The following is a 15,214-nucleotide window of genomic DNA, read 5'->3' on the forward strand; positions in this document are numbered from 1 at the left end:
TTATCCCCCTTTGAAAAAATCTATATATTAATTAAACATCACTTGTATTAAATTATCTTCATTAATATTACTCATATATTTTTCAATTGATATATTCTTTAAAAGAGCTCTTACATTCTTTTCATCATATCTTATTCCAGTCAAAACGCTTTCCAATTCAATAATGTCGCTTTCACTAAAAAAATCCCCATATAATTTAATGCTACTTATTAATCCTTTTTCCACATTTATATTAGCTTGTACTATTCCTCCTAAAAACTTTTTTTCATTAAAATAATTGAACTTAGGAGATTTTCCGTAATTCCATTGCCATGTAGAATATTTTTCATCAGAAATCTTTTTTACATTAATCCAATCCTCTTCTGTTAATTCATAAATTTTTACTTCTTTATGTTCACTCATAATAGAATCAGCTAAAAATTCCTTAAATTTCTCTAAACTCATTAGAGTTTTTAGATGTTCATTTATATTAGTAACCCTGCTTTCTACAGATTTAACCGATTTATCTTGAAACTTTATATTCTTTACTTTTAATGCTGATGTTAGATCTCTTATACCAGCTGAGAATAAAATACTACCGTGGTGAAGAATTTTATTTTTATAATTGTATTGAGCATTCCCTGAAAACTTCTTTCCATCTATAGTTAAATCATTTCTTCCTGATAAATCAGCATTTATACCAATTTTCTTTAAGGCATTTATAATAGGATATGTAAATTTAGAAAAATCTGCAAAACGATTTTCACTATTATTAGCTATAAAAGTAAAATGTAAATTTCCAAGATCATTAAAAATTGCTCCTCCACCTGACATCCTTCGTACAACAGGTAAATTGTGCTCTTTTACATAATTCATATTTATTTCCGAAAGAGTATTCTGATTTTTTCCTATTAATATACAACGTTCGTTCCTCCATAACATAAAACAATCTTCTTCAAAATTTTTTAGCATATATTCTTCAATAGCATGATTAATATATGGATTAGTATTATCATTCTTAACAAAAATCATAAAAAACCTCCAACTAAATATTTGAATTATTTAGTTTTATAAGTAAATATAATATCCTCTCCTGCTAATACATTTACTCCAACATTTTTATCAATATTTTTAACTCTATCACCATTAACAATTAAAACTGGAGTAATTAAAGAAAATCCTTTTTCTTTTATAACTTCCCTATCAATTTTTATTATAGGATCTCCAGCTTTAACTCTGCTTCCCTCTTGAGCTATTCTTTGAAATCCTTCCCCATCTACTTGTATTGTATCTATTCCTATATGAACTAAAATTTCTATTCCATTATCAAGGGTAATAGCAAAAGCATGATTTGTTCTAAATATTATAGTTAATACACCATCTGCTGGTGAAACTATTGTATCTCCTGAGCAATCAATAGCAACGCCATCTCCAGCAAGTTTATTAGCAAAAACTTCATCTGGTACCTCTGATAACTCCAATACTTTACCAGATGTAGGCGATATTACAGAATAATCTTTTTTTAATAAATCAAACATATTATACCCTCCTAAAGCTTATATTTATTTTTGTACATAATTTTCAATTTCTATTCCAGCCATTTTCATTAAATAAAGAGCATTTCTAGTTTTTGATATACCTCTTTGAAGCTTATAATCGAAATAAATTTTATTATCTTTATAATATTCTCTAAAATGATAATTTCTTATTTTATTATTACTTTCTTTTTCCAAATCGCCCAATTCTAAATCATGAGTAGATACTAAGCCTAATGTTTTTTCTTTACTTAAACTATTTATTAAGACTTTAGCTCCTGTATGTCTATCTAAAGAATTAGTTCCTTTAAAAATTTCATCTAATAAGAAAAATATTTTTCTTTTTTCTTTAGAAGCTTTAACAATATTCTTTATTTTTAAAAGTTCTGCATAAAAAGAAGATATATTTTTTTCTAGATTGTCACTAACCCTCATACAAGTGTATATTTCCATTATAGAACAACAAAAACTATCAGCAAATACTGCAGCCCCCGAATAGGCTAATACTAAATTAATTCCTGAAGTTCTAAGCAGTGTGCTTTTACCAGACATATTAGAACCTGTTATAAGTGCTACATTATATGGCTTCTTTATTATTAAATTATTACATATACCTTTCTCGCCTAATAGTGGATGTCCCATATTCCTAGCTTCAAATACTAAATCATTTTCAACAATTCTAGGAATATACCATTTAGGATGATCATAATTTATAATTGATAAACTGCTCAATTCCTCAAACTGTCCAATAGTATTAATCCAGTTTTGTAAACTTCCTCCACATTTTTCCTTCCATTTTTCTAATGCAAACATATATTGATAATCCAATAACAATAATGTATTTATGATTATATACATAGAATTTCTACGATCAGAAATTACATCACATAGCTTTACTAATTTCTTTATTTGTTCAGATGCTTTATATTTATCATTTATAAGCTTACTTTTTAGCTCTATTAAATATGCAGAATGAAATTTTTCTTTCTCAATTAATTTTATCATTTTATCATAGATCTTTATACTATTTTTAAATTCATAAACTACTCCCAAACTCTTAAATCTTTGACTCGCCTTTGGAATAAGCAAAAAAAACTGAAAAACTATTAATAATAGTGGTATAGATCTAGATACACTATTAGTAACAAAATATAATATAATCATACTAATTGTAATAGCTGGCAACACCTTAAATATTAGAACCAAATATTTATTAGTATAGATAGAATTTCTATTCTTTGCTAATTTAATCATAGGTGATGGATCATTTATTTCTTCATTTATAATTTTTCCTTCTGCTTCAAACCTTTGTCTCCACTTAAGTTTTTTTGATAACTCTTTTATAGCCTCTTGTCTTTTTTCAATTTCTTCTACATTTTTTAAGCATGAAGAAAGCGAATCTCTTAACTTTCTTCTACCTACATAAGTATTAGCAGTATTAATCCATTGAAAAAGAGAACCCCTACCAAAAATATCTAAATCAAAGGAATAATTGTGATCTATATCTATAAATTCCTCCCCATCATCAATGAAATTCTTCCATTTACTATTAAAGCGTTTTATACAATTATCATTTATTTTGCTAAGCACTAAAGAATAATTTCTGTTTCTTTTAATTTTTCCATGTATAACAACTACAAAAACAAATAATATTAAAAAACATAAAAATGAACTTATACTTAAATAAATATATTTTTTTGTATATAAAAATCCTGTTAATATAATTCCAACAAAAAAAATAATAAGCCTTACAGTACTCATAATACTTATAGCTCTATTTTGTCTTTTTACTAAATTTAAATAATTATTTTTTCTCTTCTCATAAAATTTTTCTCCAATTACCACTAAACATTTTCCTCCTCCTATGGAAGCCAATATATTTTTGTTTTTTAATCATATAAGGCTATCACACCTTTATATTCTATTTATATAACTAAATTCCCTTTATTTTTGTGTTAATTTAACTTTATTATGTCTCATGCATACCTATTTATTTTACAGCAAACCATATAAATATTATTATTGACAATTTCACACATACATTTCATTGTATTATAACTTTAGTAACATTTGTTACTGATTTATAATATATATTTACATATAATAAAAGATATCAAATTAAAGTTTAAAATAATAATTCAGGAGGTTAGTTATGAGTTTGTTTTTAGGAAAAATTCACTATTGGTTATTTGATAAAATAAAATGGTTTGAAGGTTTAGAAAGTGAAATAGTAAACTTTGCTGAAGCTAAAAATTTACCTGTAGACAATTGGAAAGAGGAGATATATAAAAATTTTGGTTATCCTATTGAAGATAAACCTCTAGAAGATATGATAGATACATCAAATATACATGGATGGCTTCAAGATAAAATTTCAAAATCAGAAGGAAGGCATGCAGCATGGATTACCAAAATACTAAGTTCCTCACAAGAATATAAAGAGGATCTAATAAATATATTTGAAAACCAAGGTAATGAATTAGGAACTAAATATAGAGAAAATATGATTCCTAATACACCAGAAGAAATTTATAATATTATAAATGATTTTATTCTAGAAGGTATGCCTTGTGATAGAGTTTCAGAAGAATTAGAAAATAATTCTGAGCTCTATATGTGGAAAACAAATCTTTGTCTTCATAGTAAATACTGGGACAGTGTTCATGGAGATGTAAATAACTTTTATATCCTTAGAGATGTATGGATAGAATCCTTTGTAAAAGCTTTAAATAGCAACTTTTTATATAGTGTAATTATAGTTAACAATAAAAGAGTTCAACAAATCAAAAAAATTTCTTAATAAGGAAGTGATTTTATGAATGCTCTAGAAATAATGGTTGCAGAACATTCAAATATTAAAAGAATGCTTAAAATAGTAAGAAAATATTGCTATAAAGTATTAAAAAATGAAGCTTTAGATTACAATGATTTCTATAAAATAATAGATTTTGTTAGAAATTATGCAGATAAGCATCATCATAGTAAAGAAGAAAATATATTATTTGATATTTTAAGTAATCAGTTTGGAGAAAAAATTAAAAATGGTCCTATAATGGGAATGTTGGTAGAACATGACTTAGGTAGACTATATATGACAAACTTGGAAAATGCACTAAAGCGATTAGAAACTGGAAAAGAAGATGCAAAACTAGACATAATTGCAAACTCAATTTCCTATACAGATTTGCTAACTCGACATATAGAACGTGAAGATACAGCCTTATACAAATTTGCAGAACGTTCTCTATCAGAAGAAAACACAAAAATACTAAATGAAAAATCTGAAGAAGTTGAAAAAAATGCTGCTTTAAATAGTATACAAGATAAATATCAAAAACTTATTGATGAACTAGAAAGAAAGCTTGATGTTATCTAAAATAATACGACACAACTTTTCAAAAGTTGTGTCGCAATATTTTTATTTAGTTTCCTATACCTGCTGGTAATTTAGTTTGTCCTCCAAGTAGTATTACAATACTATTAGGATTGGTATTACTGTTAATATAATCCGTAGTTGCTTTTGGAACATTATTATATACTAACATTATTGGAGAAGAACTTTGTGCTGCTAATGCAGAACCTGACAATCCATCTGCAAATTCAGTACCAGTTGTACCATCTCCTAATGCTACAAACATTTTATCCAATTTTAAATCATTTTGGAACTCTTTCATTACTGCCACATTTGTTTCAAACCTATTACTGCCTCCAAGTCTTACTGCATTCTTAGATAAAACTTTATCTAAAGAATTCTCTACCGATTTATTAACTGCACCATCTAATCCAATTATATAAAAATCCTTTGCCTTATTTTCATTAATGTATGCAGCTACACTATCTGGAAGTCTATTGCCTTCTGTTAAGAGTATTGGCATTCCTTTTGATGCAGCCACTGATGATACTGATAGAGCATCAGGATAATTGTATCCATTAACAAAAATAGCTTTATCCTTAATTCCTACTTCTTTTGCAATATTGACAGAAGTTTCAAATCTATCTTTTCCATATATTCTCTTAACTTCTGGTTTAGCCTTTAAATTATTTTGTATATTGCCTTCTATTTCTTTAGATACAGAACCTTCACCACCAACAATTATTACATGTTTCACATTTAATCTTTCTAATTCAGCTTTTGAAGATTCAGGAAGTTTATTCTGTTGTGTCAATAATATTGGTGCATTAAATTTTTTAGCCATTGGTGCTGCACAAAGAGCATCCGCAAAAGCTTCACCACTGGCAATTATTGCATATTCAGAACCTTTATCCCATCCATTTTTAGAAATATTAGCTGCAGTTTCATATCTATCAGCGCCCTTTATTGTTTGTACTGTAAATGGATATATTGGAGTAGTACTTAATTTCCAATTCTTATCTACAGTTGGTGTAATAGTTTTATTTTCTTGAATATAGTTAGTCATCATATTTCTAACTTGACCATCATCTCCTAAAGCCTTAGCTGAATCATACATTACTATAGATGTATCTCCAGGTTTTAAGCCAGCTGCAGCCATAAAACCTCCGCCACCGTTAAACCTATAGTTATTTATAGCTACTGTAAATTCATCTGTGTCCTTTACTGGTACCCCATTAAACTTTAAGTTCTTAATTCTGTTTACTGATTTAACTTCTCCTGTTTTAGAATCTACTGTACATGCCGGTTGTGTTAAATCAACATCATAAGTTGCTCCATATAATTGATCTAGATTGTAGTCTGGAACATTTAAAGCTTTATCCTTACTTACAGCATCATTAGGATTGTTTACCTGCTGATAGTATCTTGCAGAAAACTCCATCCACTTTTTAAGCTGTGCTCCATTCATTTTTATTCCATATAGGAAATTTTCAAATACATATACTCCCATTATATTTTGAATTGTTATATCTCCTTTTGGGATATATGCACTTTCACTTAAAGGTGCTGCTATAGACAATTGAGTTCCTGCTCCCTTTTGTTGTACCTTGTTTATTAAGTCCATAATAGCTGTTGGCTCCATTGTTTGCCCCTTGCCTGGAAACTCTCCTGATGATTGTCCAATTACTGTTGCCATATATTTTAAAGTTGTATCCTCATAAGGCTGTGCTAATTTAGTTATAGCTTCATCTGCTGCAATTTTGTCATCCATAGGTACTGTTTTAGCATTGATTGTTCCAATAGTTCCATTTGCATTTACATTTATATCCAATTGTGAAACATATTGTCCTGATTTTGCTGGTTCAGTAACAGGAACAACTTTCCCAGAAGGATTCTTCAATGTAAGATCACTGGATATATTTTTGTGAGCATGTCCGCATATTATAGCATCTATACCATTTACACTTGTTGCCAAGGCTTTTACTTGATTTTCAGGTATTGTATCCGTAGCTGTTTCTTCTCCACTATGGATAGTAACTATTACTAAATCTGCCTTCTCATCATTTCTTAATATTGGAACCCACTTTTTAGCTTCATCCACTGGATCATTAAATTTTAATCCATTGTAGTTAGATGCATTTTCCCAATTAGGAATACACTTAGTTGTTAATCCTAATATACCAACTTTAACATTTTTTCCATTTACATTAAGAGTTTTTGTAATATAAGGTTTTACAAAGTCTGAATTATCAGAAGTTTTATAAGTATTTGCTGATAATACATTTATATTTTCTTTTTGAGCATCTTTAATTACCCTATTTAAAACCTCTAACCCATAATTGAATTCATGATTACCAAGTGTCCATGAATCATATTTCATAGCCCCCATCACCTTCATCATTGGATATTCTGACTTTGTATCTACTTTATCATAATAATAAGATAATGGTGTTCCTTGAATAGTATCACCAGAATCCACAAGCATTACATTTGGATTTGCATTTCTTAAGTTATTTACATAAGTTGAAACTTTAGCTAGTCCTAAATTTGCAGCTTTTCCTGTGCTGTAATCTATAGGATATATACTTCCATGAATGTCTGAAGTTCCTACTATTGATATTTGTGAAGCTCCATTAGTAGTTATTCTCTTATCCATTGAAGCTATTATGCCCTTATTTGCTTTTATATTTTCAATTAATGAATCTCTTACAAGTATATGCGTATCATTATAAGTTTCTTTAACTGATGGCTCATTAAATACAACAAAGCCGTCTCCTCCTGTTGCCATAAAATCATTAGTAGCAACCTTCAAGGTTTCTTTATCAGAAATAGCTGTTCCATCTGCCTTTTTTATATCTATTACTCTATTTCCAGATGGTTTTTTTGAATCATAAGTAACCTTAAGTCCAGACATTTGAACTCCAACTCCATTATCTGCAAAGGCTTCTTCAAATACCTTTGTTAACTGAGCTTTATTCATCTTTACTGTAGTTACTACATTATCAAAAGGCATTAAGTAAAATATTGTTCCAACTGTTATGTCACCTTTTGGTATATCAACTCTTATGCCTCCATTATTTTGTAGTCCAACATCTGCATTTCCTTTATTTTTTATAATATCCGCTGTCCAATTTCCCAAATAAGATTCTCCAAAAGGAGCTGTATCTTGTTTTCTAGTTAAATCTTTATCTGTCTTGCCTACAACTTCATTAAATGTTGAGCCAACTTGCTTTTTAGCATCAGCTACTATAGACAATGCATTAGCATCAGTGATTGGATTTTTTGCTTTGTATCCATTATCTTTATTATTATCTAATGCTATATAACTTGTAGTTGGATTTATAAATGATACTTTTCCTGAAGATTCTACAGACATTTTCAAATCTATAAAACCTTTTGCTTGTGCTTTACCTATCACAACTGGTATGCCTGTTTTACTAATAGCTTGTACAGCAGTATGTGAATGTCCCCCTAACACTGCATCTACATTGGAAAGCTTGTCTGCTATGTCAAAAACTTTACCTGTTTTACAATCTTGATTGCTTCCTTCATGCATAAGTGCTAAAACTACATCTGCCTTTTTATTATCTTTAATGTCCTTAGCTAAACTATTTATCTCATTTAAAGGATCTGTAAACTTATAATTTGCTACATTACTTGGAAGAACTATTCCTGGTGTTTCTGTAGTTATTGCACCTATAACCGCAATTTTTACTCCATCTTTATTTATAATTTTATATGGCTCAAAAACTCTTTCTCCAGTATTTTTATTATAAAGATTTGAACATACAATTGAATACTTGGAATCTTTCATTGTAGTGTTTATAATTTTGTCTAATCCCCAATCAAATTCATGATTTCCAAGAGCTGTTACTTCCATTCCAATACTGCTCATTAATTTTTGCACAGGAACTCCAAATAAAACATTTGACATTGGTGAACCTTGATACAAGTCTCCTCCTCCAAGGATCAGCGTTCTATTTGGATTTGCATTTTTAATATTGTTAATATTTTTAGCAAGTACTGCTCCTGCAGGTAATGGAGGTGTGCTTGCATCCTCTAATGCACCATGAAAATCTGTAATTTCAATTAAATCAAATAATTTACCAGATTCACTTGCTTTAGCATTTGTAAAAGCAGTTGGTGTTAAAAGTGATACTACCATTAGTACTGTCATCACCAAGGATGTAAACTTCTTGTTTTTAAAAGCTCTTAACAAAATTATCATCTACCTTCCTTTAAAATTTAAAACCTATTGGAAATATATTCATATATAAAAATTATATAACAATGTGAATTTTTTGTAAATTGGTAACCGAATGTTTATAAAAATAAAATTTAACTTAAAATTACTTTAATTCTCATGTTGATACATGTATGTAAGTGTAATATACTTTAAAGAAAACGTCATAATTTTAGGAAAGAGGTGAACATTAAAGTAGATTTAACATCTATTTTTTATCAATTATGAGACATATATTTGAAAACGAAGAAGATTTTAGACAACACTTTAAATTTTTATCTTATATTTCTGTACCATTTTTTTTAATACACAGCAATGATACTATAAAAGAATATAATTCTCCCGCTGTTGAAATGCTTCATACTATTTACATGGATGAGAACATAAAAACTTTTAATTCTAAATTTACTAATATTTTATGGTTTATCGAAGATGATTTTATTAAGTTTAAAGCAAGTATTAAACAAAATAAAATTTTTGTTAAAGAAGTAAAACTAAATAACATTACCTGGAAATTTAATGGTCAATTTATAAAACATAATGATTCAATATTTTTAATTATAAACTATCGCTTACAAAAAGATGAATACACAAAAAAAGCTTTGCAGCTAGCTGCCATAGCTAATGCATCTGAAGATGCTATAATAGGAAAAACTTTAGATGGTAAAATAATAAGCTGGAATAAAGCAGCTGAAAGAATTTTTGGATATAGTGAACAAGAACTTTTAGGCAAAAAATTTTCTATATTAGATAATAATGAAAATAATAAAATTTTATACAGTACAATAAGCAAAAATGGATTTAAAAACTATGAAATAGAAACGATAAATAAAAATAATGAAGTGATATACTTATCCATAAGCATATCACCTGTTAAGAATTACAGCGGAGATACTGTATGTGACTCTGTTATTGCTCGAGATATAACTGAAAATAAAAAGCTTCATAAAGAATTATATAATAGTGAAAAAAAATTCAGAAGTATATATGAACAATCTCCTATAGGAATAGAGCTTTTTGATGCTAATGGAGAAGTTATATCTTCAAATGAATCCTTCTGCAAGATGTTTAACTTAGATGATATAAAAGAATTCAAATATTCCAATTTCTTTAATACTCCTCATATTTATGAAAGTGTAAAAAATAGAATTAAAAATAAAAAGCCTTCTCGTGTTACTTGCAAATATAAATTAAATCAGCGCGCTGACTTTGAAACAAACAAAAATAGGATTTATTATTTTGATATTGTAACTGCTCCTATACTAAATGAAAAAAAAGATTTAACTGCAATTTTATTACAAGTACAAGACATTACCAAAATTAAAACTGTAGAAAAAAAAGTTCAAAATTTCACTAATTTATCTGATGATATATTCTCTATATTTGATTATGATGGTAAATTTTTTCAAATAAGTGCCGGTATGAATAAAATTTTGGAATGGAATGAAAAAGATGCTTTATATAAAAACTTTAAAGATTTTGTTCATCTCGATGATATTCAAGGCTGCGTAAACGATTTTTCATATTTATTAAAACATGGCAGGCACATATTTAAAAATAGATGCATTTGTAAAAACGGAAACTATAAATGGATTGAATGGAACTCATTCGTAATAAAAGAATATAGTCTTATTTATTCTATCGGAAGAGATATAACTAAGAGAATGGAAAACGAGGAAGAACTAAAAAAAGCAAAAATTGCAGCTGAAGAAGCCAATATTGAAAAGAGTAGATTTTTAGCTAATATGAGTCATGAAATAAGAACTCCAATAAATGGAATAATGGGTATGACAGATTTAACCTTGATGACAGAATTAACAAATGAGCAAAGAGAATATTTAAATATGGTAAAATCTTCTTCAAAACACTTACTAGATATAATAAATGACATTTTAGATATATCTAAGATTGAATCCGGAAAGTTTAAACTTGACTTAGTACCTTTTAACCTTGAAGAAAGGATTTCCAAAATGGTTAAAAATATCTCTGTCCTTGCTTATAAAAAGTTTATTGAAGTTATGTATTTCATTGATCCTAATATTGATGAAGGTAATATTATAGGTGATCCTTCAAAATTGGACCAAATATTAATGAATTTACTAAGCAATGCTATTAAGTTTACAGACAGAGGAAATATAATAGTCTGCGCCAAAAAAGTTGAAGGACCTAAAGATAAAATTAAAATTCAATTTTCTGTTAGCGATACTGGAATTGGAATTCCTGAAGATAAAATGGACAGGCTTTTTAAAACCTTTAGCCAAATAGATGATTCGTACACTAAAAAATATGGCGGTACTGGATTAGGACTTTCAATATCCAAAAATCTTGTAAATATGATGAACGGAGATATATGGGTAACAAGTAAGCATAACCAAGGAAGTTGTTTTTACTTTACCGCAGAATTTTCTCAAGATGAAAATTCATCAAAATGTTTTTTAGAAAATGATAATGAACTTACAAGTACTTCAAAATACATTGAAAAAGTAACGACAAATATAAAACAATTTAATAACTCTAAAAACATTTTAATTGTAGATGACAACGAAATAAACCAAAGATTTATTTCTACCCTAATAAGTAAAAGAGGTTATAATTATTTTACTGCTTTCGACGGCATTGAAGCTTTAAATTTATTAAATCAAGTAAACAAAATTGATCTAATCCTTATGGATATTCAAATGCCTAATTTAAATGGACTAAACGCAACCAAACGTATTCGCAATATAGAAACAGATACCAAAGATCATATTCCAATTATAGCAATGACAGCCTATGCCATGATAGGCGATAGAGAAAAATTTTTATCAGCAGGCATGGACGATTATATTTCCAAACCAATTGACTATACTACACTTTATAAATTAATAGATAAATTTTTATCCAATAACTTAACATAAAAAGCATAATGTAACGTAAGGGTGCAGTGGAAGTTTGGATTTTAACTTTTACTCCGTGATATATGATAAGTGTACGCACATAATTACATTGTCATAAGTAGTTTTAGTAAGTGAAAATTATATTTATAACCTTAACTTATAATGCTTAAAAATCAAGGCATAGCCTGCTGCTAGGCTAATATATTTCATTTAGAAGCAAGTTACTTTCTATATTTATAGAAATACCTTAAAATAAATTTATTATTTAGGTTGTTGAAAAATATAATAAAAAAAATATGCAAGTATCTTATAAATGTAATAATCAACAAATTTATTATTTTTGCAGGCTGCACCATAGAGTATTATTAAAATAACTGAAATATACATAAACTAGGTAATAAATATTATGTGTACACGTAATGCACTAAGAAGTAACTTTCAACTGTATGCAGACTGATATATGCTGTGAAGGAAGATTCGAACGAATTTTAGAAGTTCTTTGCTTGAGATATTTAAAAATTCCGTAATTTTTGCCAGGACGGCAAAAGCTCCGAAAGCGACAGGACGTCGCATTTGAGGAGGTAGGAATTTTTCAATATCTCAAGCATTAGAACTTCTTAATGAAGTGAGTTTTCCTTCACAGCATATATCAGCCGGAATACAGTTGAAAGTTACTTCGCTTACATGCGCTTGTATCTCATAATTTTTAAACTATTAAAGCTTAAACTTTTCTGTGACTTTATTTAATTTTGATGAAATTTTGTCAAGCTTTTCTAAGCTATTAGATACTTTTTCAATAGCTTCATATTGCTCTGCCATAGATGCAGATATTTCTTGTGTTGATGCTGCTGATTTTTGTGTACTATCAGATATATTTGTTATGAAGCTAATAACTATTTCCTTATTTTCATCTACTTTATTAATACTTGATGCTTGACATTCTACTTGCCTCATTGTATTTTTAACTGCTTTTCCAGTTGAAAAAAACGACTTTTCAGCTTCTGCCATAGCAGCATTGGCCTCTTCAGTAGCCTTGTTACTATGTTCCATATTCAATTTAGTATTTTCTATTTCACCTTGTATATCTTTCACTATTTTTTCTATTTGTTTTGCAGAATTTGTTGTTTCTTCAGATAGTTTTCTTATTTCATCTGCAACTATGGCAAATCCTCTTCCAGCCTCACCAGCTCTTGCTGCTTCTATAGCTGCATTAAGTGCTAAAAGATTAGTTTGGCTTGCAATTGATTCTATAGCATTAACAATTTCACCAATATCTCCTGACTTATTAGATAAATAATCCACATTATTAGATATTTTTTTTACACTGCTATTATTTATTTCAAATTTTTCTATAAGCTTCTTCATTGCTTCCATGCCCATTAAATTAATTTTTTGAGTCGCCTTAGATAACTTTCTAACCCTATCAGATCCTTGTACTGCTATTTTTATTTCCTCAGCTAAACTTGATAATTTTTCATTTCCACTCTCAGAATTCTTTGCTTCTTCCGCCGATCTTTTTGATAGCTCTTCTATTATGGCAATTAAATTTTCAATTGAAGATACTGCTTCTTTACTTGATGTATAAACTTCTTTATAATATTCTGAAATATCCTCTGAATTTTCCTTAATAATTTTAGCTATACTTCTAATCTTTTCTCTTAAACTATAAACAGACTTTACCATATTGCTAATTTCATTTTTTCCATTTAAGAAAAATTGCAATTCATTAGTTTTTTGTTGAACTGTTAAATCTAAATTAGCAGTCACATTAATAATTTCTGTTGCTATCTTTATTGGCTTTATAAATTTATTATGAATCAGCATCAAAATTATACATTGAATTATAACAAAAGCCATAAGCAATAAAAGTATTCTCATTTTACCATCTCCCATATCCCCTATAATGATCCAAATTAATAATAACACAATTTGGATAAAATTTCATAAAATTCACTAATTTCGATACACAAAATTTCAATATTCATTAAATTCAAACTATTTTATATTAACAAGTTCTTTCTTGAAACTGAAGATGGTACGTTATAAGCTAATTACTCCATTTTTTATACAAATCAGGCCTTTCATCTTTTAAAACATTAAAAAATTTACCTATTACTCCTAAATTTTTTAAATCTCTTATCATAAGTTCAGGATATTTTACTGTCTTTATAAGCTGCATAGAAGGATCTATAACCTTTACTTTTTCATCTTTAGTTACATATATATGGACTCCTCTCATATCTAATCTTTTAAATCCAAGCTTTTTAAATTCTTCAACCATTCCTATTAAATTCAATACTAAATTTTTGCTTAGTCCATACTTTTTTATATAAGTATTTAGATCATATCCATCTACATATTCTCTTATCATATTTTTCCCTTTTCTTTCATATACTTTTGGAAAATAACTACTTCCTTCAGCTATCTTTAAAACTTTATATTCTTCCAAACATCTATCTTCCCTTTTGCATATTTTTATTACTTTTCCATCAGGCATTAAATACACTTTTCCATTCTTCCCATGTCCTAAATATTTATATTTACTCACATCAACACAACTCATAGTTGTTTTCTCCCTTCTTCCCAAAATTTCATCATCTTCTTTTATTAATATATTTACTTAATGTAAGAAATGTACTTAATTATAGCAATAATTAAAAATATAATAATCTTATTAAAAATGTAACAATTACCATATATGTGAATAAACTATTATTATAGTGAGAATAATCGAGGTGAATAATATATGGCTTATTCAGATAGAGAATTATTAGCAAGATTAATTAAATGTGAAGCTGGTGGCGAAGGCGAAAATGGCATGAAAGCTGTTGCTACTTCTATTATGAATAGAGTAAGAGTTCCATATGGCGAATATCATAGAATCGGTCAAGGAGATCTTAGAAAAATAATTTATCAAAAGGGCCAATATGATTGTATGCGTTCAGTTTTAGGCGGTGTTGCCAATCCTCAGACAATTTGGGCAAATCCACCAGAACAAATACATTATGATATTGCAGATTGGGCATTAGCAGGAAATAGATTATTTCCAATAGGTTATTCGTTATGGTACTTTAATCCATTTGCTCCTTGTCCATATACTTTCCCATATAACGGAAGTGGCAGTTTTCAAATAAAAGTAATAAAACACTGTTTCTATAATCCTACTGAACTATATGCTAAAACCTAAAATTAAACCATATGTTTATTTTCATAAATAATAAAATAAAAA

At 28.1% G+C, this 15,214-nt stretch carries 10 protein-coding genes; 4 read left to right on the forward strand and 6 right to left on the reverse strand.

Annotated elements, in window-relative coordinates; translation table 11 throughout:
- Positions 1-27 precede the first annotated feature (27 nt).
- Genes EG57_RS0202385 through EG57_RS0202395 form a run of 3 tightly spaced genes read right to left on the reverse strand, consistent with a single transcriptional unit; the run spans position 28 to position 3,359 of the window.
- Positions 28-1,011 carry a lipoate--protein ligase gene (locus EG57_RS0202385; protein WP_032075709.1) on the reverse strand — a complete coding sequence of 328 codons (984 nt, stop codon included), beginning with the start codon at positions 1,009-1,011 and terminating at the stop codon, positions 28-30.
- 26 nt (positions 1,012-1,037) lie between these two features.
- Positions 1,038-1,517 carry a PTS sugar transporter subunit IIA gene (locus EG57_RS0202390; RefSeq protein ID WP_032075710.1) on the reverse strand — a complete coding sequence of 160 codons (480 nt, stop codon included), beginning with the start codon at positions 1,515-1,517 and terminating at the stop codon, positions 1,038-1,040.
- Positions 1,518-1,541: 24 nt separating this feature from the next.
- On the reverse strand, positions 1,542-3,359 hold the full coding sequence (locus tag EG57_RS0202395; RefSeq protein WP_032075711.1) for a MutS family DNA mismatch repair protein: 1,818 nt from the start codon (positions 3,357-3,359) through the stop codon (positions 1,542-1,544).
- Between the two features lie 307 nt (positions 3,360-3,666).
- Between EG57_RS0202395 and EG57_RS0202400 the strand changes: the two genes are divergently transcribed.
- Positions 3,667-4,314 carry a hypothetical protein gene (locus tag EG57_RS0202400; RefSeq protein ID WP_032075712.1) on the forward strand — a complete coding sequence of 216 codons (648 nt, stop codon included), beginning with the start codon at positions 3,667-3,669 and terminating at the stop codon, positions 4,312-4,314.
- A 15-nt stretch (positions 4,315-4,329) separates the two neighbouring features.
- A complete protein-coding gene (locus EG57_RS0202405; RefSeq protein WP_032075713.1) occupies positions 4,330-4,890 on the forward strand; it encodes a hemerythrin domain-containing protein in 561 nt (186 codons plus the stop codon).
- A gap of 46 nt (positions 4,891-4,936) precedes the next feature.
- On the opposite strand, the gene EG57_RS0202410 is transcribed toward EG57_RS0202405, so the two are convergent.
- Positions 4,937-9,094: a 5'-nucleotidase C-terminal domain-containing protein gene (locus EG57_RS0202410; RefSeq protein WP_032075714.1), complete on the reverse strand. Its 4,158-nt coding sequence runs from the start codon at positions 9,092-9,094 to the stop codon at positions 4,937-4,939.
- Positions 9,095-9,333: 239 nt separating this feature from the next.
- Here EG57_RS0202410 and EG57_RS0202415 point away from each other — a divergent pair, with 239 nt between their 5' ends.
- Positions 9,334-12,006 carry a PAS domain S-box protein gene (locus EG57_RS0202415; RefSeq protein WP_032075715.1) on the forward strand — a complete coding sequence of 891 codons (2,673 nt, stop codon included), beginning with the start codon at positions 9,334-9,336 and terminating at the stop codon, positions 12,004-12,006.
- Positions 12,007-12,699: 693 nt separating this feature from the next.
- Here EG57_RS0202415 and EG57_RS26990 read toward each other — a convergent pair.
- Positions 12,700-13,863, reverse strand: coding sequence for a methyl-accepting chemotaxis protein (locus EG57_RS26990; RefSeq protein WP_242859793.1), 1,164 nt, complete (start codon positions 13,861-13,863; stop codon positions 12,700-12,702).
- Between the two features lie 169 nt (positions 13,864-14,032).
- Positions 14,033-14,548 carry a serine/threonine protein kinase gene (locus EG57_RS0202425; protein WP_032075716.1) on the reverse strand — a complete coding sequence of 172 codons (516 nt, stop codon included), beginning with the start codon at positions 14,546-14,548 and terminating at the stop codon, positions 14,033-14,035.
- Positions 14,549-14,731: 183 nt separating this feature from the next.
- Here EG57_RS0202425 and EG57_RS0202430 point away from each other — a divergent pair, with 183 nt between their 5' ends.
- Positions 14,732-15,172 (forward strand): cell wall hydrolase, encoded by a 441-nt coding sequence (locus EG57_RS0202430; protein ID WP_032075717.1) that lies wholly within the window; start codon positions 14,732-14,734, stop codon positions 15,170-15,172.
- Positions 15,173-15,214: the final 42 nt, after the last annotated feature.

It is taken from the genome of Clostridium drakei (genome assembly GCF_000633595.2).
GTDB classification, from domain to species: Bacteria; Bacillota; Clostridia; order Clostridiales; family Clostridiaceae; genus Clostridium_AM; species Clostridium_AM drakei.